Here is a 25,186-nt window from a genome sequence, read left to right as displayed (position 1 = left end):
CATACTATCAACAGTAATTAAAATAATCAAGTGCCTTTAGTTACTTTTTAGTATTTTTTTAAACTATAAGTATACTCATACTATTTCTTAATGTTTTTATATTTCCAGTATAAAAATTAAGCCTTATTTCCATAAATAACTTTCAAAGATTGTTTTTTTATACTAAAATAAAAAGATAATCTTTTAGAGTAAGTAGAATGTCTCCTCAAATAATCGAGTTACTAATTTTTGCTGGTATTGTTTTTTTTATTATTAATAAGCTAATTACAACGCTTGGTGCTACTTCGGATGATGATCCAGCTAAACAAAAATCTTATTTTGGTGAACCGGTTATTAAAGATGTAACTCATAGTTCTACTAAATCATATGATGAAGAAAAAGATCTGCCAACTGCACAAGATATTAAAGCTTTCAAAAATTTGATAGTAGAACAGAATATAACGGCAGTTGTAGATGGTATGGAAACAGTACATAAACGTCTTAATGCATTTCAACCTATTAAATTTATCAACAATGCTAAAATCGCTTTTCAAATGATTATAGAAGCTGCTTATAAAAACCAAACAGAAGAGCTTGCTGAATTAGTTGATAAAAGATTTTTAGAAGAATTTGAAAAAATATCTGACTCTTATGGTAATTTTTTCGACTCAACAGCTTTAAACGCTAAATATTCTGAAATTTATACATTTGGCAACAACATATTTATTAGGTTACTATTCCAAGGTAAAAATGTAGTTGACAAAATAGAGGAATTAAAAGAAGAATGGACATTTACCCGTAACGCTAATACCAAGGAAGTGGATTGGTTTTTGAGTAATATCGAGAAAGTATAGTTTCGCTGTTTTGTAGTGACTTTGTCACTTAGAACCTGTCATCCCGTGGCTTGACCACGGGATCCAGTAATAAAAAATACAAATATAAAAGCTCGATTTCTCTCGCTTTATGTTGGATCCCGTGGTCAAGCCACGGGATGACACCGAACAATAATCAAGCCACGTGACACATATAAATAACAATAATAAACTATTAGTAATGAACAAATTATTCTATATTATAGGCACTATATTAATAATAGGTGTCTTTTTTATGTTTCAAAATAAATCCACCATAACAGGTGATGATAACAAAATAATCCCTCGTAAAGTTTTGTTCGGTAATCCTGACAAAGCAAGAGTGTCATTAACTCATGATGGTAAATATATTTTATATATTGCACCGAAAGATGGAGTGCTCAATATTTGGTTAGCTCCAAGCGATGATATTACTAAGGCAGAGCCGATAACGCACGATAAAGGTCGTGGTATATGGTCTTATGCTAAAGCTTATAATAATAAAAATATTTTATACACTCAAGATTTTAATGGTGATGAAAATGACCGAATTTATAGTTATAATATAGAAACAAAAGAGACAAAGTTACTGACTCCGGAAAAGGGAGTAAAGGCTGGTCTAGTTGGGCTGAGCTACAAAAGACCAAATGAAATATTAATAGATTCCAATGAGCGTAATCCTGAATATTTTGACATTTATAAATTAAATCTAGATACTTTAGAAAAAGAACTGATTTATCAAAATGATAAATTTACTAATTTTGTAACAGATGAAAATTTAAATTTAAGATTTGGTAGTTTACTTGATAAAGATGGTGCCGTTGAATATTATGAATTAAAAGATGGAGAGCTTCAGTTATTTACCAAAATATCAATGGAAGATTCGTTTAATACCGCTATTCTTGGTTTTGATGCTAGTGGTGAAACTTTATATATGCTAGAGGGGCGTGATCGTAATACCTCAGCCCTTAAAGCTATAAATTTAGTTACTGATAGTGCTGAAATATTAGCAGAAGATTCAAAAGCCGATATTGGTTTATTTGCCGTACATCCTACCAAGCAGACCCCGCAAGCAGTATCAATAAATTACGATATGGTATCGTACAAAATATTAGATAAAGATATTGAAGATGATATCAAATATTTACAAAATCTTGATCGTGGTGATTTAATTATTAATAGTAGAACGCTTGATGATAAAACTTGGATTATAGCTTATAATAGCGATAATTCACCAGTGAAATATTATAAATATGATCGCACTAATAAAAAAGCTGAATTCCTATTTACTAATCGCAAAGAATTAGAGCAGTATAAACTTGCTAAAATGATACCGGCAATCATTAAGTCACGGGACGGTCTTGATTTAGTTAGCTATATAACTTTCCCAAATGATGTAAAACTTGATGAAAATAATATACCTGATAAGAAAGTACCGCTAATAATTAATGTTCATGGTGGTCCATGGGCACGTGATAGTTGGGGGTACGATCCGGAGCATCAATGGCTTGCTAACCGTGGTTATGCAGTTTTAAGTATTAATTATCGTGGTTCTACTGGCTTTGGTAAAGATTTCCTTAATGCTGGAAATTTAGAATATGCCGGTAAAATGCATACTGATCTAATTGATGGTGTAAATTGGGCAATTAAGAATAATATAGCAGAAACTGATAAAATAGGGATCATGGGTGGAAGTTATGGGGGATATGCAACGCTAGTTGGTCTTACTATGACACCTGATGTATTTGCTTGCGGTGTTGATGTTGTTGGTATGTCTAATTTACTAACTCATGTACAAACTAAAGCCCCATATTTAACTCCATTATTGAGTATATATAAAACACGTATAGGTCCTTGGGATACTGAAGAAGAAAAAGAGTTTTTAAGACAAAGATCGCCGATTAATTTCGTTGATAATATTAAGAAACCTTTATTTATAGCCCAAGGTGCTCATGATGTAAGAGTCGTGCAAGCAGAATCCGATCAGATTGTAAATGCAATGAAAGCAAAGCATATACCGGTAGTTTATGCACTTTATAAAGATGAAGGGCACGGCTTTGCAAAACCGCCTAATAGAATATCCTACTATGCTCTTGCTGAACAATTTTTAGCTAAAATCTTAAAAGGACGAGCTGAAGAAATTGGCGACGATCTAAAAATTGCTAATTTAATTTTGAATGATCAAGAAAATTTAAACGGAGTAGAAGCAGAGAAGATTATAGATAAGGCAGTTGGGAATTAGAGTCATTGCGAGGAAAAACTGTAAGTTTTGACGAAGCAATCTCAGGAATTTTATACTACTTCACGAGATTGCCGCGTCGCTACGCTCCTCGCAATGACCTTATAATATAAATAGAGTACAATTATGCTACTTACGAATACTAAAAATTCTTACGGGTTGATTGCTAAACTATTCCACTGGATTATAAGTATTATAGTTATAGCTATGCTCATTGCCGGCTTTTTAATGGATGATTACATAGAGCCGCCTTTAAAATGGCAAATATTTGGCTTGCATGAAGCAACCGGAGTGCTAATTTTAACTCTAGTTATATTAAGGCTTCTATGGAAATTCTATAACCCTAATGTCTTGCTACCTGCTGATTTACCAAACTGGCAAAAGAAAGCCGCCACTATTAACATAAATCTCTTATATCTTTTAATGATATTAATGCCGATAAGCGGCTTTTTTATGACTATCTTATCAAACCATCATATAGATTTTTACGGCTTGTTTACTATACAATCTTTTGCCCAAGATTTACAATTCGCCAAAATCTGCAAAAAAATCCACCAAAAAGCAGCTTTATTATTTACTGCTCTGATTATTCTTCATATACTAGCTGCGTTTTATCATCATTTTATTAGAAAAGATAATGTACTTAAGAGGATGTGGAATGAGTAAAAATATTTTAGATTTTTTTTGGGCAAGGCAAATATAATGCTGGAAATGGACCAATTGATGTAGATGAGGCAATTAGTATGGCAGTAATGGAAGAAAATAATTTTGATTTAGACGTCTCTTCTTTACAGTCTGAAGATTAATCACTATACTATGTTTTAATTATTTAAATAAATTATTTATGAATATTCACGAATATCAAGCAAAAGAGATTTTAAGAAAATACGGTGTGCCTACTTCAGTTGGGGTAGTGGTTACGAAAACTGAAAGCATTAATGCAGCGATTGATGAGCTAAATACAAAGGTTTATGTAGTTAAGGCACAAATACATGCTGGTGGTAGAGGTAAAGCCGGCGGTGTTAAGGTTGTTAAGAGTAAAGAGGAAGCAAAAAAAGTTGCTCATGATATGTTCGGTATTAATTTAGTCACACACCAAACAGGACCACAAGGGCAGAAAGTAAATCGTCTTTATATTGAATCAGGTTGTGATATTTTAAAGGAATATTATTTTAGTGTCGTATTTGATAGATCAGCTAGCTGTATCACCTTTATAGCTTCTACGGAGGGCGGTGTTGATATAGAAGAAGTTGCAGAAAAAACTCCTGAAAAAATTATAAAATTCTCAGTTGATCCAGCTACCGGCTTGCAAAACTTTCATGCTCAAGGAATAGCATATGAATTAGGGTTTAAAGACCAGCAAGTGAAACAAATGAAAGAAATAGTAAAAGCAACTTATAAGGCTTTTATTGAAACAGATGCAGCTCAAATTGAAATCAATCCGCTAATTGTAAATCGTGAGGGCAATTTATTAGCATTAGATGCAAAATTTACCTTTGATGATAATGGTCTATTTAAGCATCCTGAAATTATGGCTCTACGTGATCAGGATGAGGAAGATCCGTTAGAAACAAGAGCAGCTGATGCTGGTCTTAGCTATGTAAAAATGGATGGTAGTATTGGCTGTATGGTAAACGGGGCAGGACTCGCTATGGCAACAATGGATATTATTAAGCTTTATGGTGCAACACCAGCAAATTTCCTAGATGTTGGGGGCGGAGCTGATCGTGAGCGTGTGAAAGAGGCTTTAAAAATAATTTTATCTGATAAAGAAGTAAAAGGCATTTTAGTTAATATTTTCGGCGGTATCATGCGTTGTGATATCATAGCAGAAGGAATTATCGCAGCCGCAAAAGATATAGGTATAAAAGTGCCGTTAGTAGTTCGTTTAGCTGGTACAAATGTTGAGAAAGGTAAAGAGATTTTATCCAATTCAGGTTTAGAAATAATACCTGCTCATGATTTAGCTGATGCGGCTAGTAAGATAGTTGAGGCTATAAGGTAATACTACTTATATTTCATGAATTGCTCTTTCATTTTATCAAGGATTCGTGATGCTCACGTACTACGTGTACGCTCCGCTCACTCGCCTATCAAAATAAAATTCAATTCTTGGAGTATAAGTAGTATTAAAACTGAATACAATAAATTTAAAAGTTATTAAAGATGGCAATATTAGTTAACAAAAAAACCAAAGTAATCTGTCAAGGTTTTACAGGTTCACAAGGTACTTTTCACTCTGAGCAAGCAATAGCTTATGGTACTAAAATGGTAGGAGGGGTGACACCAGGTAAAGGTGGTAAGACCCACCTAGACTTACCAATATATAACACTGTGCATGAAGCAAAAGAAAAAACTGGTGCTAATGCTAGTGTTATTTATGTTCCACCTCCCTTTGCAGCTGATTCAATATTAGAGGCAATTGATGCGGGAATTGAAATAGTTGTATGTATCACTGAAGGAATTCCGGTGCTTGATATGGTCAGAGTAAAACGTGCTTTAAGCGGCTCTAGGACAAGATTAATCGGTCCTAATTGCCCAGGAATTATAACTCCTGATGAATGTAAGATTGGTATTATGCCAGGGCATATTCATAGAAAAGGTTCTATAGGTATTGTTTCAAGATCAGGTACTTTAACTTATGAAGCGGTAGCACAAACAACAGCTGTAGGGCTTGGACAATCCACATGCGTTGGTATTGGTGGAGACCCTGTTAATGGTACTAATTTTGTAGATTGCGTTGATATGTTTTTACAAGATGACGAAACAAAAGCAATTATTATGATTGGTGAAATTGGTGGTGATGCTGAAGAAAATGCGGCTGATTTTATCAAGCATTCAAAAATCAAGAAACCTATAGTAAGCTTTATAGCAGGTATTACAGCTCCTCCAGGTAAAAGAATGGGGCATGCTGGTGCTATTATTGCTGGCGGAAAAGGTAGTGCTGAAGATAAGCTCGAAGCTCTACAAAGTGCCGGCGTAACTATCACAAGATCACCTGCGGATATCGGCAAAACTATGATGAATTTATTAAATAAGTAAGCCGTGCTAAATCGTCATTGCAAGCGAACAAAGTGAGCGTGGCAATCTCAGGAGTATTAACTGTTTTATGAGATTGCCACGCCCTTAGTTTTGCCTATCCTCGCAATGACGAAAGAATTCCATCCACACAGCATAAAACATCCAGTATTTCCACCTCAGGCTAAAACGCCCAAAATAAATGAAATTAATAATTGATCATTAATTTCAATATATGTATGTTAATTCTACCAACTGATTAAAAATAGGTTAAGATATGAGTAGGTTAATAATAACTAGTTCTGATAATAAGTCTAACGATGGTTTAGGTCCTATAACCATTAATGATTTTCAATATACGTTTACATTTAAATCTGCTTTTATACCAGGTAATAATATTACAATTATTAACGATAATAGTAAAGGTAGTAGTTTGAGCCGTACTAAAATTTTTTATAATGATGGCAGTAATGATGTTAACATTGAAACTAATAATAAAGGAATTATTTGTAATAACTTTGCAGAAAAGTTTAAAGTTGAAACTAAAGAGGTTACTATACCTGCGGATGGTTTTAAAATTACCTATAATAATAATCAAGATTTAAATTATACTAGGATTTCTTATGATAATGGAATTATTATTCAAATTAAGGCTGGTATAGTTAGTATTTGGAATAAAGGTTGGAAAGATTGGGTTGAGTTTAGAGATTATTGTAGTGTTACTCAAATTACTTTGAAATCAGAAATTACTATAAGTAATCAGGAAAATCTACACGAACTTATTATTCAAAAAGAAACTTGGATTAAAAATAAACCTATAATATTGAATAATTACTGTTCACATTTAGAAGATATTTCTATTAATGCGGATACAATATTTAATAATTTCTGTACACATAGTAAAGCGAATTTTATTAATATTGCACATGGTACAGGCTTTGAGCAAACTGGGAATGACCTAGCTATAAATAAATTAAGGTTAGACTTAGCAGCAAAAATACAATTTACTCATGATGGAAGTAACTATAGATTTTGCAATCCCCCTATAACAAATACTAATTTAGTAATTAGGAATTTACATGGTTTTGTAGAGAAAGCTAAAAGCTTTACGGATGAATATTGTTGTGAAAATTGGTTGGGATACGATTATGATCTTATAAAGTCATTTATATTGCAAAATGAAGAATGTCTAGGTATACCTCCTTTAGGAAGTGTTGAACATATTGAATAGTAGTTTTTTATTATAAAATGACTCTGAATTTTTATCAGCTATTAATTCCCTTCAAGTAAAAGACGTAAAAACATGAACAAGTTTAAAAATATTGCGGTATATGGAGGGGGAGCTTTGGCACGAGCCTTGCAACCATAGCAGCAAGAGTTTGCAAGGATGTTACCTTATTTCTGCGTGATGAAGAAATAGCAAAGGAAATAATATATAAGAAAACCAACACGAAATATTTAGGCAATATCAAACTACCGTCTAATCTACAAGCTACCACTAATCTAGATAAAATTAAGGATTTTGAGCTAATTATTATTGCAGTACCGTCTTATGTTTTTGATGATGCAATAAAATTATTAAAAACTCATATCTCAAACGATAATATTCTTCTAATTACTACAAAAGGTTTTGCACGTAATCCTACGGAATTGTTTTTTGATAGGCTTAAAACTTTATTACCAAATAATCCTATAGCATTCTTATCTGGTCCGAATTTAGCAAAAGAGCTAGCAAAGGGCTTACTTGCTTCTGCAACTATTGCAAGCTTAGATATAGCTTTAGCAAATAAAATATCTTATAATCTATCTTCAGAAGCTTTCATTATTAGTACTACTAATGACGTTATAACATTACAAGTAGCAGGTGCTTTAAAAAATATTTTTGCCATTAAAAGCGGCACTGATATGGCAAAGGAGCAGGGTGAGAATGCAAAAGCAACCCTAATTGTATCTGCCTTAAAAGAAATAGCGATATTGTCTAAAGCTCTAGGTGGCATAAAAAATAATATGAATATTTTGCTAGAAGCTGGTGTGGTTGGTGATTTAGTGCTTACTTGCTACTCGATGGGCTCACGTAATACAAAGTTTGGTTACGAGTTTGGCGTAAGTAAAGACAAACAGAAATTTTTACAAGAATATAAAGAGCTAGTGGAAGGAAGAGAGGAGATAAAGCTTGTTTTGGAGTTGATAGAGAAATACGATTTGGATATGCCGATTGTCTCTTCGCTTACTGATGTCATTGGATAAGTGCATCGTCATTGCAAGGAAAGACCTAGCCTTGACGTGGCAATCTCATGAAATAATAATAAAATCCTGAGATTGCTTTGTCAAAACTTACAGCTTTTCCTCGCAATGACAATCTATAGCTTAATGCGATAAGATAGTGACTTAGAGTATGAGTTAGATTATACTAAATGAAAAACTTATGGCAAAGGCATATTCATACGATTTAAGAATACGAGTAATAAAAAGTTTAACAGATGGTAAAACAATAAAAGAGACTTCTGAGATATACTCTATTAGTAGGAAGACTATAATAGAATGGAAAAAATTAAAGAAACAAACCGGCGATATCAAAGCAAAAAGTGGTTATCATACAGGACATCGTAGAATAATAAGAGACATAGAAGGATTTAAAAAATTTATAGAATTAAATTTTGATAAAACCACCATGGAACTAGCTAACAACTGGAGTCAAAAAGTATCTGCAAGTACGATATCAAGATTGCTTAATAAATTAGGTTATAGTTATAAAAAAAACTTTTCTTCATCCCAAAAGAGATGTTGGTCTAAGGAATGAGTTTATATTGAAACTAAAAACTATAGACAAACAAGATTTAGTATTTATCGATGAATCTGGGATAGAAGATAATAGCTGTAGAGAACACGGGTGGAGCATTATCGGTCAAAGATGTTATGGTGAAAGGGTCTATCAACATAAATCACGGATTAGTATGATTGCTGGGGTGTCTGCCAAAGATATTATTGCCCCAATAATATTTGATGGGACATGTAATAAGGACATTTTTGAAACTTATGTACAAGAGATATTGATCAAAGAGTTAAAGCCTGGTCAGATAGTAGTAATGGATAATATTAATTTTCATAAAAGTACAAAAGTGAAAACGTTAATTGAATCTGTTGGTTGCAGTATTTTATTTTTACCAACTTACTCTCCTGATTTAAATCCTATTGAGCATTACTGGTTTAAAATCAAGAACGAAATAAGAAAAACTGTTTATAATTTTGAGCACTTTTTTGATGCGGTTTACTATGCTCTTGAAAAAGTCATTACCTTATCGCATTAAGCTATAGAAGCCACAAAATTAAATTTATTAATATGTTCAAAATAAAACAAGAAATATTAAACAACACTGTACAAATAGTATTAAAATTACTATTTGCGTTATTATGTTTTTTTATGATATTATTTCCTGAATTTGCTTATAAAATTGGCATTAAAAGCAGAATTTTTCCTGCAATAGAAATCATATTTATTTATTATTTTATGACTTTATATTCCTTAAATATGCTCGGAATATTTTTGATAGGATTACTACTCGATCAAATAAACTCTATGCCTATTGGGACAAATTCTTTAGTTTTTTTATCAGCTTATATAATTTTAAAATTATCTTCAAAATTTTTTGCGGTAAAAAATTATTTAATAAACTTCATCGTATTTTGTGTTTACTGTTTATTTATCTTGAACTTTAAATATTTCCTTGTAACAATGAAAAAGTTAGAAATAGATGGATATTTAACAATTTTGTTTCAATATTTAACAACTATATTTTCTTATAATTTAATTCGTCTTATATTTGACTCTCCTCTAAGTTATTTTAAAAAGCATGCTAAACAAAAAAATATTACATAATGAGCTAATCTCGCGTCGTGCTTTTATAATTGGAGCAAGTAAACTTGGGCTTTTATCTTTACTTGGAATGCGGATGTTTTATTTGCAGCTTATAAAAAGCGAAGAATACAAAACGCTATCAGATAAAAACCGTATTAATTTTGTTGTCCTACCTCCTAGCAGAGGTAGAATTTATGATTTGGAAAACAATATTCTAGCTACTAATAAGCCATGTTATCAGCTATTAATAGATCGAAGTGTTAATAATAATTACAAAAATGAGTTAGAAATAGTTAGTAATGTTTTAAACTTATCCGAAGAAAAATATAATTATATCCAGCAAAAAATTAAGAAATCTAGCCGTCACGTGCCTTTGATGATACTTGATCAACTTGATTGGCAACAAGTATCTTTAATTGAAGAGCAAAAACATAAATTAACTAATATATTTATCGATATAGGATATTTGAGATCCTATCCTTTTTCAAATGTGACTTCTCACCTAATCGGTTATCTCGGGCAGATAAATGAACAGGAAAAACAAGGATTGAACGTATATAATTTAAGTGATTTTAATATAGGTAAATCTGGGATCGAAAAATATTATGATGATAAATTGCGAGGGGAATTCGGTTATAAAAAAGTTGAAGTTAATGCTTATGGTAAACAAGTAAGAGAGATTTCAGGCGTTTCCAGTAAATCAGGCAATGATATTCATTTGAATATCGATGTAAACCTTCAACAAAAAATACAAGAATATCTAAATCCTCAAGGTTCTTCCGCAATAGTTATGGATACTGAAAACGGTAATGTGTTAATTTGTACTTCTTCACCTGCGTTTGAGTCAAATAATTTTAGTAAATTATCCGAGAGTTATTGGCAAAGTCTCACTAACGATCCTTATAAGCCTTTAATAAATAAAGTAGTGCAGAATTCTTATCCACCTGGATCTGTTTTTAAAATAATTACCATACTTGCAGCATTAGAAGCAGGCATTAAGCCAAACAAAACTTTTTTTTGCAGCGGTACTTCTGTACTTGGTACTAATAGTTTTAGATGCTGGAAGAATACTGGTCATGGTACTCTTGATATGTCATCTGCCCTTAAACATTCTTGTAATACTTACATGTATGAGATATCTAGGATAGTAGGACCTGATAAAATCCTTGAAGTTGCTAGAAAATTTGGACTAGGCTCAAAAACCGGTATTGATTTAGCCCCTGAAAGTTCAGGATTTGTACCCTCAAAGGAATGGAAAAAGAAAAAACTAAAGCTTCCTTGGTCAATAGGTGATACTTTTAATTTAGCAATCGGACAAGGTTATTTAGGTGTTACGCCCATCCAGCTTGCAAGGTTTATTACAGCTATTGCAAGCACAGGAAAATTATATACACCAAGAATAGTGAAAAACGATCTGGAATTCCAAAATATTGATATTAACCCTGAAAATATTAAAATAGTGCAGGAAAGCTTATATAACGCAGTTAATGTTGCAGGCGGAACTGCTTATTATAATAGGATACTTGGGGAAGATAGACAACTTGCTGGTAAAACAGGCACTTCTCAAGTGCAAGGCAAAGCAAATGCTAACGATGATCTTAGCCGTGATTCTATCGCTTGGGAGCGACGGAATCATGCTTTATTTGTAGGTTTTGCCCCTTATCATAATCCTCGCTACTCTATTACTGTTTTTGTCGATCATGGAGGCGGCGGAAGTAAAGCTGCTGCTCCCATCGCCCGCAAAATCATGTCTGACGTACTGGATAAGTATACTCGGTAAATTTCAAAAAAATTGTTGGTGTTGCATGGATCAAATAATGCGTGCAGTGTCATTCCCGCATGGCATTGTTGCGTGGGAATGACATATAAGGTCACCTACACCTGAATAAGGCTTTGAGGCTGTCCGGTACTATTAACAGTAACACCCTTAATACCAAAAGTTATATTAATTTCTACTAATAATTTTATATGTATAGGAATTGACTATACCATATATAATATGCTAGTATATCAGAGAAATTAATATTTGTTAGGTAATTTATGGCTTCATTTGATATATCAGATCTAGAATCAAGATTAAGAAAATTACAAGATAGGGATAACGTTCCATCATTAGATGAATTAGAAGCAAGACTTGCTAGGTTACAAGATAAGCCTTATGTGCAATCCAAAAAGCCTAGTAGTGAAGCAGATAAGTTAATAGAGCAAATAAAATCTGAAATTAAATTAGAAAATAAAAGTAAAGAGCTTAATGATAGACCTAATCAAGAATTACGTGATAGGCTGACAAGATTAAAAGAAGATAGACCTAAAAAGCCCGTAGTAAAGAACCCCAAAAATTTAACTTTTCAGCAGACTAAATCAATTATTGCTGATAGTTTAGATAGGCAAGCTAAAATAGCTAGTAGAGCAACTAAACAAGTAAATGAAGAGGAAACAAAAATACCTTTAATGGACTTTACTACTAAACTATATGATATGAGAGATATAATAGCAAATACTCCTGACATACCTAAAGAACAGGAGCCAAAGCTATTAGATATTGTAGCTAATACTTTAAGTAAAATTTATGATGGAATAAAGAAAATAACAACACCTGCTATTAATACTCTTAAAAAAATAGGTAGTATTTTCACTGATTCTATCAAATCTCTTTCTAAAAAATCTTCTGATAAACAAATGGCAGAATCTAAAGCACAATTAAAAGAATTATATAAATCATATGTTGATTTAAAGGGAGTTGATGCAAAGGTAAAAAAAGAATTTCTTAAAAATCATTATAGTCAAATTGATCAGTTACAAACTCCACAACAAATTTTCTTAGAAACTGCTAAAGTTACTAGATCAATAGCAACTGCCGGAGCAAAAAAAGTACAACAGCATAGCCAAGCTATCAATAGACTTGGCAATTTGCACCCGTCTAACACCCCTAATAATAGAACAAAAACATCAAAGAATATACAAAGATAATCAAGCAATTAATTTTATTGCAAAATTCTTGATTAATAATTAGTACCGGACAATTAAAAAAACACGTTATGGGCTATGCGGTTGAAGCGAGCGTGGCAATCCAGAAAAAATAATAAAAATGCTATAAATTAGCATTTTTTAGCTGGACCTAATTCCCAAGTCACGGGGGCATTGCCCGCATGGATCGGAAAATGTCTTAATATGTCATTCTTAGCTAAAAGCAGGAATCCAGTATAAAGCGAGATAAATAGAGCTTTTAATTTAAAAAATTTGCTGTATTTATGCTTTTTTTTCTGGATTCCTGTGATCAACGGAATTACATTGAAGCCACACAACAATACCGCCGCGTGGTAACAGGGGGGATGACGACAGAAAAAACTTAAGCCTTGGCTACTTTAGCTTTAGGTGTTTTAGCAATATGCATGTGTCTTTCTTTGATTCTCGCTGATTTACCACTTCTCTCTCTTAAATAGTAAAGTTTAGCACGACGAACAACGCCATATTTTACTACATCAATAGCATGTACTACTGGTGAATAAGTCATGAAGCGTCTCTCAACACCCTCACCATGGCTAATTTTACGCACTAAAAACGAAGAGGTAATGCCACGATTTCTTTTAGCAATAACCACACCCTCATAAGCTTGGAATCTTTCAGTTAGCTTTTCTTTACCATCTTTCTCAACTGATCTATCAACTATTTTTACGGTAACTTTAACTGTATCACCAGCTTTGAAATCAGGAATTTTTTTATTTTCAATAAGCTTTGAAATATTTTCCTGTTCAAAGCGGTCAATAATATTCATTTGTTAACTCCTTTCCTTGTCTCTTAAATCTTTTAATAATCCCGGACGACGTAATTTTGTAATCATAAGCGATTGTTCTTTTTTCCATTCATTAATCAATTTATGATTACCGGATAATAAAACACTCGGCACTTTTCGGTTACGCCAAACATCAGGTCTTGTATATAAGCCGCATTCAAGTCCTCCCTCAAACTCCCCGTCTTTCTCAAAAGACTCAGAAGAAAGGGTTTTTTGGTTCATTAAAACCCCAGGCAGCAGCCTAATTAAGCAATCAAGAATGGTGAGAGTGGGTATTTCCCCGCCGGATAAAATGTAGTCACCAACACTAATTTCGGTTATATTATACTCTTCAATTACACGTTCGTCAATCCCTTCGTAACGTCCACACAAGAATATAATGTTTACAGCGTCATTCAGCAAACTTGATACAAGCAAATTTTGCGGCATTCGCCTTTGCTCACGTATTATTATGCACTCCGCAGGCTCTTCCTTAAATTCACCTTGTCTAAAGCTTTCTGAATTTAGCTGTATATCTCTCAACATCTCTTTAGCAAAGCTTTGAGTAAAGACTTTACCACGAGGTGAGGGGTAGTAAATTTTAGCTTTTGGATTTAAGGATAAGGCGTAATCTATCGCATTACCAAGCACATCAGGACGCATTATCAGCCCATCACCACCGCCATAAGCTTCATCGTCAACATTTTTATGCTTAGTCAGACCAAAATCACGAATATTAACAACGTCATACGACCAGATATTTTTTTGCAGAGCTTGCCCAGCTAAAGAATGCCCTAAAGTTCCAGGAAACATTTCAGGAAAAACAGTTAAGATAGTAGCGTGTAATATAGACATTGGTAGTTAGTTTAGTCTATAGTGCTAACAAATGCAAATGAATTATATTTTATCTTCCATGATAATCGTCTCTTCTCTGCTTTCTAGCAGCAGCTGTTTTTCCGCTAACAAAATCCTTATGAGCTTGCTGATTTTTTGCATACGCTTGATCGCTTTGATATTTATTAAAATCATCTTTTTTGGTAGCTTTTGTATATCGATCTTTTATTTTATCTAAACGTCTCATCGTATCTTTGTCTAGTTTAACACCAGTTTCTTTTGCTTCTATTTTTAATGCTTGTTCATAACCCTTTTTTGCTTTGTTCTTAAGTGCATTTGGTATTGTAGATTTTTGTTCTGAAGATGTATAGTTTTACTACCTGTTGTTTTATTAAAAAATGGATTTACCTTTTCATTTTTAATATCTTGTATCGCCTTTCCTGCTTTTTTTGCATCGAATTTTTCTACCATAGCTTCCTCCAAAAATATAAGTTGAAATATACCTATAGTTGTATATTCTAGATTTTAAGAAAAGTTAATAGTTATGATATATTACAAAAAAGTTAAAAAATTCATATAATGTGCTATAAAAACCTCATTACCTCTTCTGCGATGATCAGTTCTTCATTTGTAGGTAAGGCGAAAACTTTAACCTTACTGTTTTCAGTACTTATTATATATTCGTTTTTTTGATTTTTTGTATCATCTATTTTAATACCGAGCCATAAAAGTTTTTCACTAATCATCTCACGTATTATAGCAGAATTTTCCCCAACACCGGCAGTAAATATTAAGCAATCAAGCCCTTCTAGTGCTGCCGCTAATTTACCTATTTCAAGCACAATACGATGTACAAATAAATCTACTGCAAACTTAGCATCAGGATTATTACTTGCAAGCAAAGTACGCATGTCGGAGCTTCGCCCGATATACCAAGCAATCCCGATTTCTTATATAACAAATCAGTTATCTCTGAAGTGGTCATTTTTTCGTGATCAATAAGATATAGCACTACTCCTGGGTCAAGGCTACCCGTTCTAGTTCCCATCATAACGCCATCAAGTACGCTAAACCCCATAGAACTAGCTAAACTTATACCATTTTTAATAGCACATAAACTACTACCGCTTCCTAAATGAGCTATGATAGTTTTTTCAGGTAAATCTTTTTTAGTCATTTCTTTTGACTAACGAATATTAGAAATACCCTCAACGAACATTAAAATTACCTATAAAAAAGAAGTAACTATGGACAGTAATATCGAATAAAAATTTCTTTTTAAGATTTATTTATTATTCGAGAATTACTGATGACATGTACAAATAAACAAGTAGGTATTTTAATGCAAAAGATCAAAAAATATAATCAGATAATTTCTGCTGCAAAAGCAGGTATGAGTGTAAAAACAGCACGTAAATATTTAGGTGTTAATAAGTATCCAAGCGAATTACGAACAGTACGTAAATATAGGACACGTAAGGATCCATTTGTTAAGCACTGGGATGAAATAGAATCAATGCTAGGATCAGCACCGGAGTTGCAAGCAACTACCATATTAGCATATTTGACAGAAAAGTATCATGGAAATTATAATGGAAAGCAATTACGCTGTTTGCAGAAAAGGTTGAAACAATGGAGAGCTGAACATGGTAAGGATAAGCCAGTCATCTTTTTACAAAATATTCTTCCTGGCAAACAAAGCCAGTCTGATTGGACCAATATGAATCAATTAGGTATTTGTATTGATGGGAAACCATATTCTCATTTACTATTTCATTTTATATTGCCTTATTCATGTTGGGAAACTTTCAGCATATGCCATAGTGAAAGTTTTGATACATTAGCATCAGGGTTTGAAAAAGCTGTATGGGAGTTAGGTGGAGTTTTACCAGAGCATCGTACAGATAATTTAAGTGCAGCTACCAAGCAATGTGGTAATAGTAGACAATTTACAGAAAAATGGCAAGAATTGCTTGGTTATTACGATGTTGCACCATCGCGAAATAATCCCGGTGTCAGTCATGAAAATGGTTCTGTTGAAAAAAGTCATGATACATTTAAGCAAGCAGTGAATCAACATTTGCTATTACGTGGATCACGTAATTTTGTTGATTTAAAAGCTTATGAATTATTCCTTACACAAATTAAAGAAAAGCGCAATAGCTGTAGAAAAGAAAAATTAGCTGAAGAATTAGTTTATTTAAAAGAGTTACCAATCAGGAAATGGAATGCACCTACAATATTATCAGTACGTGTTAACCCAAGCAGTACAGTTAGTATTTTATCTGTAGCTTATTCTGTGCCTAGTCGCTTAATAGGTTATACTTTAAAAGCTTATATTTATTCTGAAGAAATAGAGCTTTACTATGGTAACAAATGTTTACAAAAAATGTTTAGAATCAGCAATGGCTATGTTATTGATTATAGACATATCATTGATAGTTTAGTACGTAAACCTGGAGCATTTGCCCAATATCAATATTATGAAGCTTTATTTCCACGTGCTATATTTCGTCAGGTATATGACCAGCTGATATCTATATATCCATATAAGGGGCATAAAATATATCTTAAAATATTACAATTAGCAAAAATGTATGGAGAATTGAATGTAGTTGCTGCATTAGAAATGCTAGTAGAAGAGAAGATTGAACCAATAATTGATCATATTACAGATTTACTAAATAGTCAGACTAAAACTGTTTGTTCAGTAAAAATTAATCAACCAGTACTGTCCGAATATGATCAATTACATTGCTTTAAAACAATGGAGGTCGCATGAGTAAAAAGATAATAACTCCGCAACCGCTAAATAATTTACTCAAGAACCTTTGTTTACCTACTTTTGCATCATGCTATAAATCAGTTGCAGAAAGCTTTGAGCAAGAAAAGAAAACATATATAGATTATCTACAAGAGTTAGCCATACGTGAGTTAGAACATAGACATCAGCAACGTATCGCCAGATTGCTAAAGCAAGCAAAACTCTCTCGAGATAAGTTATTAAGCAACTTTGATATTAAGCGTATCCCAGGATTATCGTCAACTAAGATCCAATATCTTGCACAAGGAGAATTTATGGATCGCTATGAAAATATACTTATTTTTGGTAATCCTGGTACTGGCAAAAGTCATCTTAGTATAGGTTTAGCACGTGAGTGGTGTCTTGCCGGTAGGCGTGTATTATATACAACAGCAGCTAATTTGGTTCAACAATTACTAGAAGCAAAGCTTAGTTTAAAACTTAAGCAAATTATTAAAAAATTCGATTATTTTGAAATATTGATAATTGATGATATATCATATGTACCATATAATCGTGAGGAAACTGATGTTTTATTTACCTTATTAGCTGAACGTTATGAGATGCGTAGTGTATTAATTACTAGCAATTTAGTTTTTGCAAAATGGAATTCCATTTTTAAAGACGAAATGACTACATCAGCAGCCATTGACAGATTGGTTCACCATTCTTCAATTCTTGAACTGAATACTGAAAGTTATAGAATCGCTACAGCAAAAGAAAAAAAATTAACTATAAAATTGGAGGATAATAATATAATACACTAGACAATATTTTTTACTCAAAAATAGGTAATTTTAATATTCGTCATAGGGAATTCTAATATTCGTTAGTCATTCTTTAAAATGACTGCTAACATATTTATATGATAAGCCATGGAAGCCATAACGGATAATACCTTTATTATAATATTTTTTTGGCAAACCGAAAGCTTTTGCGATTGGTGGATTAGTAAAGTGAAACGATGTATCAAAACAAGCTATATGATGGACTGTTTTGTATTTTTGTAAGAATAAATCTAATACTTTTAGATTATGGTAAATTAAGTTGAAGTTTGCGTATTAAAGAATTGAATTAAAGCATTATATAATTGATCAAATTGAGTAATTGTAGCTTTAATCCATCGCTTCATATTGGCCCAAAATTTCTCTATTGGATTTAGATCAGGGGAGTAAGGTGGTAAGAATATTATCCTACAACCTACTGATTCTATTAGTTCTTTGGTCCTTTGAGACTTATGGAAAGCAGCGTTATCCATCACTACAACTTGTCCAGGTTTTAGCTCTTTTATTAAAAATTCTCCAACCCAACTTTCAAATAATTGTCTATTACATGTTCCATTAAATATCATCGGTGCTATACACTCTTTATTAACATAACCAGCTATGATATTTGTTCTGTTGTAATATTTACCGCTTTTTTTACCAATAAGTTTTTCGCTTTTTTTGCCCCATCCTCTATCTTTGCAGATATTTATCTCAATACCACTTTCATCAATATATACAAGATGTTCTATTGGTGTATCTTATTATGACCTCTTGGTACTTATCTCGCTTTTCTTGACTTGCTTCCAAGTAGGAAAAGTCTTTTTTTTATAGCTAAAACCTAGTTGCTTTAACCAATAATACGCACCCACAGAACTCATATTAAAATACGTACCCATTTCTAATAATGTGAAATTAGGATTAGAACTCACGTACAACTCAACATCTTGACTTGTTACCCGTCCTTTTTTGCCTCCTATTCTTCTTGCTAAATAATGTCCTTCGGACTTATATCTCTTATACCAATTCCTTACTGTGTTTGCTGCTATTTCAAATCTTATCGCAGTGCTATTGCAGCTATTACCTCTTTCTACATATCCTATAACTCTTTTTCTAAAATCTTGACTATATGATCTTGGCATTTTCCTTTATATATATCATCCCTATACTCAAACCTCAACTTAATTTACTATATAAGGTTGATGTAGTGGACTTAAAGGTATCAATTCTCTAAGGCTTTCACTAACTTTTTTATCAACAAGAACAGGTTTATTAAAATTTTTCCCGCCATGGACAATTCTATGACCAGTAGCAATCAAATGTAAATCTTTTTGATTCTTCCACCACTTCTCAAAAAGCTCAATCATCGCTGAAATAGCATCGCCAGTGATTTCGGTGATAGCTTCTTGCTTCTTATTTATATGAAATACTATTTTAGTATCGTTTTTTTCTAAAAAAATATTATAAATTTTATCTTTTATTTTTTTATCTTGAACTTCAAAAATAGAGATTTTTAAACTAGACGAGCCGGCATTAGCTATTAAAATAACATCTTTCATTATTTGCTACCTTTTTTTTGTACAGCATATTTCAGAAAGGTTTAGATAAGATGAATTTAAAGGCGAGCCTGCGGAGCGTATTTAAATACGTGAACAAAGGCAAGTCCTACAAAATTCACTTGTATCAACCTTTTTGAACATGCTGTACATGTAATTTTGCTTTGGAATGGTTATAAATAAACGAAGCAAGTACGCAAGAAATCACACGCATATCCATAGGATCAGATCTACTTGTTAAGATAATTGGGACTTTAGCTCCAAGTACGATACCTGCCATAACGGCTTGACCTAAATATTTAAGCTGCTTTGCAAGCATATTACCCGACTCAAGGTCTGGAACTACTAATATATCGGCATTCCCTGAAACAGATGAGCTAATGCCTTTTGCCTCTGCTGCAAATAAAGATATAGCATTGTCAAAAGCAAGAGGACCATCCACTATAGCATTGGTGATTTGTCCGCGATCTGCCATCTTAGATAGGCTAGCTGCATCAAGAGTAGTAGGGATTGCAGAAGTAACAGTCTCAACAGCTGATAATACTGCGACTCTAACCTGCTTATCTTCTTTTAAGATATGCATCAAATCTATAGCATTCTGCACTATATCACGCTTGTCTTCCAAAGTAGGGCGGATATTAATAGCAGCATCGGTAATGATAAAAGGTTTAGGGAAAGTAGCCACTGCCATTAAGAAAGCATGACTTATTCGGCGTTCAGTACGTAAGCCGTTTTCTTTATGAACTACCACTGACATAAGTTCGTCAGTATGCAGCGATCCTTTCATAATAGCAGCAACTTCTCTTTTCTTTGCAAGCTCTACAGCTTTTTTTGCCGCATCGTGACTATGCTCAACATTAATAACCTGATAATTAGCAAGATCGACATTATTAACTTTTGCTACTGCTTCGATTTTATGCTGCGGTCCAATCAAGACGGGGGTTATTACACCAAATTGTGCCGCTCTAACTGCACCAAGTAACGACTCTTTGTCAATAGGATGAACTACCGCTGTTTTGACAGGTTTGAAACCATCAGCTCTAACAAGCAGATTAATAAAATGTTTGGCTGCTTCATCAAAATCAGGGTCGTTAATTTCTTTTGGAGGAGTATAGGAAGTACCTAATTTTTTGGCTAAGATTGCGTCTAAGAGCCTGTCTTGAAAAGATATAAGAAATAATTTATATTGTCAAAAAATAATAAAGTAGGAATATGTATCCCAGTGATATAGTGGAAGAAGAAAGGATACATTTAGCTCCATTTGTTGGTCCTTGCAAGATAGGACGGTCACGTAAACATAATATAAGAGATATAATTAATGGCATTCGTTACGTAATGAGGAGTAGTTGTCAGTGGCGATTATTACCTAAAGATTTTCCCCCATGGCAAACAGTATATGACTATTATTTACGTTGGCGTAAGAATGGTAGATGGCAAGAAATACATGATAGATTAGTCCAAAAAGTAAGGGAGAAAGAAAGTAAGAAATCCACTCCTACTGTAGGGATTATAGATAGTCAGTCTGTTAAGACTACCCAAAAAGGGGAGCTAGAGGATATGATGCAGGCAAGAAGATTAAGGGTAGGAAACGCCATATAGTTACAGATACACTTGGTTTAGTATTATCATGTGAAGTACATTCAGCAGGTATACAAGACAGAGATGGTACTAAAAATGTAATAATCAAGGCAAAAGCAAAATATCCTAGTATTATCAAATTTTTTGCAGATAGTGGTTATGCTGGAGCATTACAAATTTGGTGTTTTTTAACTGTAAGAGCATTACTGACAATTTCTCGTAAAATTGTTGATCAAGTGGGGTTTAAAGTGATTCCCAAGCGTTGGATAGTTGAACGTACTTTTGGCTGACTCAATAATTTTCGTCGTATGAGTAAAGACTATGAGCATAACTATAAAACTTCTGAACATATTATTTATATCAATATGATTACACTTATGCTTAAAACATTGACTAAACCTTAATTTCAAGACAGGCTCTAAAAACATCTCGTTTATTATGTGCTGCTTCTTCATACAAAACCCTTAATAATTAGTAACTAATTTAATTAAATAATATATAGGCTAATTAATAAAGAGAAAATTGCAGAAGTTTTTTAATGGGGAGTTTGTAAGTAGTATTAGAGCAACAGTGGATATAGGTGATTGAGACGTGGCGGGGATGGAGCATGTGGCAACTTCCCGTTTGTGAGGATGAGCAAAGGCTACTGTGTCATCCTGTAATGGCATTGTTGCGTGGATCGAAAAACGCCCTAAGGTAGTCATACCGTGGCTTGGGAACTAGATCCAGAAAATAATTAAAAATACTAATTTTATTAGTATTTTTAACTGGATCCCGTGAATAAATCACGGGATGACAGGGGAGAATGATCCACGCAAGCAAGCCTCACGCAGGAATGACAGGGGTGGAAATGATTCATGCAATAATCCCAAAACGTCATTGCGAGGAAATTATGAAATAATTGTACGTACGCAATCTCAGAAATGTTGTATTACTTCCTGAGATTGCCACGCTGCACTCGCAATGACGTCTAAAAAGACACCGAGTATATAAAAAAAAGAGCCTTTAGAAAACTAAAGACTCTTTTCTTGGATTTAGGTAGTTTGAAGATGTAAAAAATTACATATCAAATCTTAGACCAGCCATTAAGTTACTACCTCTATAACGTGTTCCACCAAATCTTGCTGAATCACTACCTTTAGTAATAGTTTTAGTTTTTGTCTTACCGTAATCTCTCCAGCTATAAACTAGTTCAGCTTTTACACCTTGAGCAACTTCAAATGAAGTACCTAAAGATAATTGATAAGCAAAATTTGTTTTATTTTTAACATTTACCTTACCACTCCCAATAGTAGCATCAGCATATGTATATGAAATTTTTTCTTTCACCATTGCAGCACCGATACCAGCACCAGCAAAAACTTTAAACATATTTAAATCAACTACGTCAACATAACCATTTAATAAGAAGCTTACAATATTAGGTCTATGTTTTACTGAACCTCTATTATCAGCTTTATCATTTGCTGATTTTTTTAAATGATTACTTGTTACTAAACCAACTGTAAAATCAGTCCTTAGATTATCCATAATATAGTAACCTGCTCCGATTTCGCCAGTAAAGCCTGTGTTAGACTTCATTTTTATTCCTGTAAACTTATCTTTTTGGCTATCAAAAATCACAGCACCAGCATCTACTTTTAAGTACCATAGATTTTCCATAGCTGATGCTGGCATTGATGAATTCATAGCTGAATCAGTCATAGGAGCATTCATTACAACTCCTTCGCAAGGATCAGTAGCAGCAAATATTGCAGCTGAAGATAAAATAGCTGTACTTGCAGCTGTTATTAAAAGTAATTTTTTCATATTATTAATATTCCTTAAATTATTTACTAGTTATTAAAATTAAGATTTAGATAAGATTATTACCTAATCTAATGAAAAATAGTTTCAAGTAATAGAAAATATATTTTTACCACTTGAAACTATTAAATATTGCTTATTATTTAATTATATATTAAATCTTAAACCTGCGGTTATGTTATGGCTTTGATAACGTGTTCCTTTAGCTTGCACATTTTGACCTGCTAAGTTTTTTACAGTTCCGCCTTTTGTTTTACCATCACTTATCCAGCTATAAGCTAACTCTGCTTTAACTCCATCAGAAATTTGTGAAGAAGCACCTAAAGTTAGTTTGTAAGCAAGGTTAGTTGTGTTTTTGCTTGAATAAGAAGTAGAAACACTATTAATTCCAGAATATGAAACTTTTTCTTTCAGCATTGAAGCACCGATACCGGCACCAGCAAAAACATCAAACATTTCAAAGTTAGATAAATCTACGTAACCATTAATAAGTAAACGTGTGATATTAGGCTTATGGCTTGCTGAAATATTAGCTCCATTAACATTGCCAGACTTCTTTAATTTACCACTAAATGTAGTACCTAAAGTTAAGTCAGCTCTGAAGTTTTCTGCAACATAGTTACCAACACCAATATCACCAGTAAAAGCAGTATTAGATTTTAATTTAAGACCAGTTCGGCTGTCCTTTTCTTTATTGAACATTGCCGCACCAGCATCTACTCTTAAATACCAGCTATCATTCCCACAATCAGCGAATGAAAGGGCTGAAGATAAAACTGTTGCACTTGTAGCAGCTATTAAAAGTAATTTTTTCATTTTTAGTACCTCAATAATTTGAATTAATTAATAAAAAGCTATCTTTAGGGCTAGTATAACATACTATTATTAATAGTGCTAGATTAATATATAAAATTAATAGATTAAAACAATAAGTTTAGATAAGTTTGTGACAAAATAGACACAAATAGATAATTAGCTCTTTTATACAGCAATATATTTATTAAATTTATCTTTTTCATCTTTGAATTTATCGGCATCAGGCAAGGCGGGTTTTTTCTTAGTAATAACTGGCCATTTTTCATGTTCTATAAAATGTTTTGCTCGCTCTACCCACTCAATTAATTCTGGTGTTTCAGGCTTTATTGCATCTATTGGGCAGTCAGGCACGCATACCCCGCAATCTATACATTCATCTGGATTGATAACTAGCATGAACTCACCCTCATAAAAACAATCTACCGGACATACTTCAACACAATCAGTATATTTACATTTCACGCATTCATCAGTTACAACGTAGGTCATTTTTTTATTTACTTTTAATTTTGTTGATTAATATAGAGGTTCTTAAAAATAATATTAACAAAAAATATAATATAAAACTTACAAACATTATCATTAAAGGTTTTAGCATTGATGAGTGGATGGTTGGTGATCCTAATCTTAAAACGCTGGCTGGTTGGTGCAGGCTATACCAAAGATTTACCGAAAATTTTATTATTGGTATGTTAATAAGTCCAATAAGGGCAATAATAGAAGCAGGATTTTGAGCTTTTCTTATATCTTCTGCACTGTTAACTATTATAATGTAGCTTAAATATAGTAGAAATAATATTAACATTGAAGTAAGCCGAGCATCCCATACCCACCATACTCCCCATATAGGTTTGCCCCATATGCTGCCCGTTACTAAGCTAATTAAGGTGAAAGTAGCACCAATATAGCTAGCAGCTACCGCAAGCAAATATGACATAGTAGTTTTCCATACCAAATAGCTAAAGCTACACGCTGCCATAAAAACATAAATAGCGAGTGCCATCCAAGAAGCAGGTACATGAACATACATAATACGTACGAATTCGCCTTGTTGATAATCAGGTGGGGAGGTTAGTAGCCCTAAATAAAGCCCAATAGCCGACATTAGAAAAGTCAATATTGTCAATATAGGAATTGTTATTTTTGACAATTTATCAAAATAATGAGGATTTAATAATTTAAACATAATACATTTCTGCTAAAAAGTAATTATACAGAATATAGCAGAGATTAAAAAAAGGAGGAGTAAAATTCTTAAATTGAAATCAGCGTTTTAATTCATTATTATATTATCATTTATCTTTAATTCTCATA

At 32.9% G+C, this 25,186-nt stretch carries 24 protein-coding genes and 5 pseudogenes; 16 read left to right on the top strand and 13 right to left on the bottom strand.

Annotation, left to right across the window (positions count from 1 at the left end):
• The first annotated feature begins 197 nt into the window (after positions 1–197).
• The 12 genes and pseudogenes from ACICQC_RS08740 to ACICQC_RS08690 all read left to right on the top strand — a co-directional run bounded on the left by ACICQC_RS08740 (position 198) and on the right by ACICQC_RS08690 (position 12,913).
• Complete coding sequence (locus ACICQC_RS08740; protein ID WP_395476717.1) at positions 198–833, top strand: hypothetical protein; 636 nt, start codon at positions 198–200, stop codon at positions 831–833.
• A 32-nt stretch (positions 834–865) separates the two neighbouring features.
• Positions 866–988 (top strand): annotated as a pseudogene (locus ACICQC_RS10270) (palindromic element RPE4 domain-containing protein); the annotation flags it as partial.
• Between the two features lie 44 nt (positions 989–1,032).
• Entirely contained in the window at positions 1,033–3,072 is a 2,040-nt protein-coding gene (locus ACICQC_RS08735; RefSeq protein WP_395477702.1) for a S9 family peptidase, read from the top strand.
• A gap of 123 nt (positions 3,073–3,195) precedes the next feature.
• Positions 3,196–3,735 carry a cytochrome b gene (locus ACICQC_RS08730; RefSeq protein WP_395476716.1) on the top strand — a complete coding sequence of 180 codons (540 nt, stop codon included), beginning with the start codon at positions 3,196–3,198 and terminating at the stop codon, positions 3,733–3,735.
• 178 nt (positions 3,736–3,913) lie between these two features.
• Positions 3,914–5,074 (top strand): ADP-forming succinate--CoA ligase subunit beta, encoded by a 1,161-nt coding sequence (gene sucC / locus ACICQC_RS08725; protein WP_395476715.1) that lies wholly within the window; start codon positions 3,914–3,916, stop codon positions 5,072–5,074.
• A 161-nt stretch (positions 5,075–5,235) separates the two neighbouring features.
• Positions 5,236–6,111, top strand: coding sequence for a succinate--CoA ligase subunit alpha (gene sucD / locus ACICQC_RS08720; RefSeq protein WP_395476714.1), 876 nt, complete (start codon positions 5,236–5,238; stop codon positions 6,109–6,111).
• A gap of 253 nt (positions 6,112–6,364) precedes the next feature.
• On the top strand, positions 6,365–7,318 hold the full coding sequence (locus tag ACICQC_RS08715; RefSeq protein ID WP_395476713.1) for a hypothetical protein: 954 nt from the start codon (positions 6,365–6,367) through the stop codon (positions 7,316–7,318).
• Between the two features lie 72 nt (positions 7,319–7,390).
• Positions 7,391–8,334 (top strand): annotated as a pseudogene (locus tag ACICQC_RS08710) (NAD(P)H-dependent glycerol-3-phosphate dehydrogenase).
• Between the two features lie 178 nt (positions 8,335–8,512).
• Positions 8,513–9,395 (top strand): IS630 family transposase gene (locus ACICQC_RS08705; protein WP_395476712.1). Its coding sequence is split into 2 segments (ribosomal slippage): positions 8,513–8,839 and positions 8,841–9,395, totalling 882 coding nucleotides; the frame shifts between segments, so codons are not numbered across the junction.
• A 32-nt stretch (positions 9,396–9,427) separates the two neighbouring features.
• Positions 9,428–9,964 carry a hypothetical protein gene (locus tag ACICQC_RS08700; RefSeq protein ID WP_395476711.1) on the top strand — a complete coding sequence of 179 codons (537 nt, stop codon included), beginning with the start codon at positions 9,428–9,430 and terminating at the stop codon, positions 9,962–9,964.
• On the top strand, positions 9,939–11,723 hold the full coding sequence (gene mrdA, locus ACICQC_RS08695) for a penicillin-binding protein 2 (RefSeq protein WP_395476710.1): 1,785 nt from the start codon (positions 9,939–9,941) through the stop codon (positions 11,721–11,723). The genes ACICQC_RS08700 and mrdA overlap by 26 nt, the downstream gene beginning before the upstream one ends.
• Before the next feature lie 260 nt (positions 11,724–11,983).
• Positions 11,984–12,913 carry a hypothetical protein gene (locus ACICQC_RS08690; protein ID WP_395476709.1) on the top strand — a complete coding sequence of 310 codons (930 nt, stop codon included), beginning with the start codon at positions 11,984–11,986 and terminating at the stop codon, positions 12,911–12,913.
• Between the two features lie 379 nt (positions 12,914–13,292).
• On the opposite strand, the gene rplS is transcribed toward ACICQC_RS08690, so the two are convergent.
• The 4 genes and pseudogenes from rplS to ACICQC_RS08670 all read right to left on the bottom strand — a co-directional run.
• Positions 13,293–13,718 carry a 50S ribosomal protein L19 gene (gene rplS, locus ACICQC_RS08685; protein ID WP_395476708.1) on the bottom strand — a complete coding sequence of 142 codons (426 nt, stop codon included), beginning with the start codon at positions 13,716–13,718 and terminating at the stop codon, positions 13,293–13,295.
• 3 nt (positions 13,719–13,721) lie between these two features.
• Entirely contained in the window at positions 13,722–14,528 is an 807-nt protein-coding gene (locus ACICQC_RS08680; protein ID WP_395477700.1) for a tRNA (guanine(37)-N(1))-methyltransferase, read from the bottom strand.
• A gap of 91 nt (positions 14,529–14,619) precedes the next feature.
• On the bottom strand, positions 14,620–14,796 hold the full coding sequence (locus ACICQC_RS08675; protein ID WP_395476707.1) for a hypothetical protein: 177 nt from the start codon (positions 14,794–14,796) through the stop codon (positions 14,620–14,622).
• 337 nt (positions 14,797–15,133) lie between these two features.
• A pseudogene (locus ACICQC_RS08670) lies at positions 15,134–15,732 on the bottom strand (acetate kinase); the annotation flags it as partial.
• A gap of 126 nt (positions 15,733–15,858) precedes the next feature.
• Here ACICQC_RS08670 and istA point away from each other — a divergent pair.
• Both istA and istB read left to right on the top strand, forming a co-directional pair.
• Positions 15,859–17,331: an IS21 family transposase gene (gene istA, locus ACICQC_RS08665; protein WP_395476339.1), complete on the top strand. Its 1,473-nt coding sequence runs from the start codon at positions 15,859–15,861 to the stop codon at positions 17,329–17,331.
• Complete coding sequence (gene istB, locus ACICQC_RS08660; RefSeq protein WP_395476338.1) at positions 17,328–18,119, top strand: IS21-like element helper ATPase IstB; 792 nt, start codon at positions 17,328–17,330, stop codon at positions 18,117–18,119. Before istA ends, istB begins: the two co-directional genes overlap by 4 nt.
• A gap of 69 nt (positions 18,120–18,188) precedes the next feature.
• Here istB and ACICQC_RS08655 read toward each other — a convergent pair.
• The 5 genes and pseudogenes from ACICQC_RS08655 to ACICQC_RS08630 form a co-directional block, all read right to left on the bottom strand.
• Positions 18,189–18,389: pseudogene (locus ACICQC_RS08655) on the bottom strand (acetate kinase); the annotation flags it as partial.
• A 5-nt stretch (positions 18,390–18,394) separates the two neighbouring features.
• Positions 18,395–18,823: an IS630 family transposase gene (locus tag ACICQC_RS08650; RefSeq protein WP_395477699.1), complete on the bottom strand. Its 429-nt coding sequence runs from the start codon at positions 18,821–18,823 to the stop codon at positions 18,395–18,397.
• 57 nt (positions 18,824–18,880) lie between these two features.
• The gene (locus tag ACICQC_RS08645) at positions 18,881–19,258 is read right to left on the bottom strand and encodes an IS630 transposase-related protein (RefSeq protein WP_395476240.1); all 378 of its coding nucleotides are present in this window, start codon (positions 19,256–19,258) and stop codon (positions 18,881–18,883) included.
• A 51-nt stretch (positions 19,259–19,309) separates the two neighbouring features.
• Positions 19,310–19,675: pseudogene (locus ACICQC_RS08640) on the bottom strand (acetate kinase); the annotation flags it as partial.
• A gap of 124 nt (positions 19,676–19,799) precedes the next feature.
• Positions 19,800–20,843: a phosphate acetyltransferase gene (locus ACICQC_RS08630; RefSeq protein WP_395477696.1), complete on the bottom strand. Its 1,044-nt coding sequence runs from the start codon at positions 20,841–20,843 to the stop codon at positions 19,800–19,802.
• A gap of 41 nt (positions 20,844–20,884) precedes the next feature.
• Between ACICQC_RS08630 and ACICQC_RS08625 the strand changes: the two genes are divergently transcribed.
• Positions 20,885–21,271, top strand: a complete 387-nt coding sequence (locus tag ACICQC_RS08625; protein WP_395476706.1) for a transposase — start codon at positions 20,885–20,887, stop codon at positions 21,269–21,271.
• On the top strand, positions 21,247–21,540 hold the full coding sequence (locus ACICQC_RS08620) for a transposase (protein WP_395477695.1): 294 nt from the start codon (positions 21,247–21,249) through the stop codon (positions 21,538–21,540). The genes ACICQC_RS08625 and ACICQC_RS08620 overlap by 25 nt, the downstream gene beginning before the upstream one ends.
• A gap of 769 nt (positions 21,541–22,309) precedes the next feature.
• Here ACICQC_RS08620 and ACICQC_RS08610 read toward each other — a convergent pair.
• The 4 genes from ACICQC_RS08610 to ACICQC_RS08595 all read right to left on the bottom strand — a co-directional run bounded on the left by ACICQC_RS08610 (position 22,310) and on the right by ACICQC_RS08595 (position 25,058).
• Positions 22,310–23,059 (bottom strand): outer membrane protein, encoded by a 750-nt coding sequence (locus ACICQC_RS08610; protein WP_395476705.1) that lies wholly within the window; start codon positions 23,057–23,059, stop codon positions 22,310–22,312.
• A gap of 144 nt (positions 23,060–23,203) precedes the next feature.
• On the bottom strand, positions 23,204–23,872 hold the full coding sequence (locus ACICQC_RS08605) for an outer membrane protein (RefSeq protein ID WP_395476704.1): 669 nt from the start codon (positions 23,870–23,872) through the stop codon (positions 23,204–23,206).
• A 165-nt stretch (positions 23,873–24,037) separates the two neighbouring features.
• A complete protein-coding gene (fdxA, locus tag ACICQC_RS08600) occupies positions 24,038–24,361 on the bottom strand; it encodes a ferredoxin FdxA (RefSeq protein WP_395476703.1) in 324 nt (107 codons plus the stop codon).
• A gap of 4 nt (positions 24,362–24,365) precedes the next feature.
• Positions 24,366–25,058 carry a heme ABC transporter permease gene (locus ACICQC_RS08595; RefSeq protein ID WP_395476702.1) on the bottom strand — a complete coding sequence of 231 codons (693 nt, stop codon included), beginning with the start codon at positions 25,056–25,058 and terminating at the stop codon, positions 24,366–24,368.
• Positions 25,059–25,186 lie beyond the last annotated feature (128 nt).

The sequence above is a fragment of the Rickettsia endosymbiont of Pantilius tunicatus genome, from assembly GCF_964291875.1.
GTDB lineage: Bacteria > Pseudomonadota > Alphaproteobacteria > Rickettsiales > Rickettsiaceae > Rickettsia.
This window is presented reverse-complemented; position numbering and strand designations above follow the sequence as displayed.

Excerpts from the sequence above, each read along its gene's own strand:
- ACICQC_RS08740 (WP_395476717.1), top strand. The coding sequence starts at position 198 with ATGTCTCCTCAAATAATCGAGTTACTAATTTTTGCTGGTATTGTTTTT.
- ACICQC_RS08735 (WP_395477702.1), top strand. The coding sequence starts at position 1,033 with ATGAACAAATTATTCTATATTATAGGCACTATATTAATAATAGGTGTC.
- ACICQC_RS08730 (WP_395476716.1), top strand. The coding sequence starts at position 3,196 with ATGCTACTTACGAATACTAAAAATTCTTACGGGTTGATTGCTAAACTA.
- sucC (WP_395476715.1), top strand. The coding sequence starts at position 3,914 with ATGAATATTCACGAATATCAAGCAAAAGAGATTTTAAGAAAATACGGT.
- sucD (WP_395476714.1), top strand. The coding sequence starts at position 5,236 with ATGGCAATATTAGTTAACAAAAAAACCAAAGTAATCTGTCAAGGTTTT.
- ACICQC_RS08715 (WP_395476713.1), top strand. The coding sequence starts at position 6,365 with ATGAGTAGGTTAATAATAACTAGTTCTGATAATAAGTCTAACGATGGT.
- ACICQC_RS08700 (WP_395476711.1), top strand. The coding sequence starts at position 9,428 with ATGTTCAAAATAAAACAAGAAATATTAAACAACACTGTACAAATAGTA.
- mrdA (WP_395476710.1), top strand. The coding sequence starts at position 9,939 with ATGCTAAACAAAAAAATATTACATAATGAGCTAATCTCGCGTCGTGCT.
- ACICQC_RS08690 (WP_395476709.1), top strand. The coding sequence starts at position 11,984 with ATGGCTTCATTTGATATATCAGATCTAGAATCAAGATTAAGAAAATTA.
- rplS (WP_395476708.1), bottom strand. The coding sequence starts at position 13,718 with ATGAATATTATTGACCGCTTTGAACAGGAAAATATTTCAAAGCTTATT.
- ACICQC_RS08680 (WP_395477700.1), bottom strand. The coding sequence starts at position 14,528 with ATGTTTCCTGGAACTTTAGGGCATTCTTTAGCTGGGCAAGCTCTGCAA.
- ACICQC_RS08675 (WP_395476707.1), bottom strand. The coding sequence starts at position 14,796 with ATGAGACGTTTAGATAAAATAAAAGATCGATATACAAAAGCTACCAAA.
- istA (WP_395476339.1), top strand. The coding sequence starts at position 15,859 with ATGACATGTACAAATAAACAAGTAGGTATTTTAATGCAAAAGATCAAA.
- istB (WP_395476338.1), top strand. The coding sequence starts at position 17,328 with ATGAGTAAAAAGATAATAACTCCGCAACCGCTAAATAATTTACTCAAG.
- ACICQC_RS08645 (WP_395476240.1), bottom strand. The coding sequence starts at position 19,258 with ATGCCAAGATCATATAGTCAAGATTTTAGAAAAAGAGTTATAGGATAT.
- ACICQC_RS08625 (WP_395476706.1), top strand. The coding sequence starts at position 20,885 with ATGTATCCCAGTGATATAGTGGAAGAAGAAAGGATACATTTAGCTCCA.
- ACICQC_RS08610 (WP_395476705.1), bottom strand. The coding sequence starts at position 23,059 with ATGAAAAAATTACTTTTAATAACAGCTGCAAGTACAGCTATTTTATCT.
- ACICQC_RS08605 (WP_395476704.1), bottom strand. The coding sequence starts at position 23,872 with ATGAAAAAATTACTTTTAATAGCTGCTACAAGTGCAACAGTTTTATCT.
- fdxA (WP_395476703.1), bottom strand. The coding sequence starts at position 24,361 with ATGACCTACGTTGTAACTGATGAATGCGTGAAATGTAAATATACTGAT.
- ACICQC_RS08595 (WP_395476702.1), bottom strand. The coding sequence starts at position 25,058 with ATGTTTAAATTATTAAATCCTCATTATTTTGATAAATTGTCAAAAATA.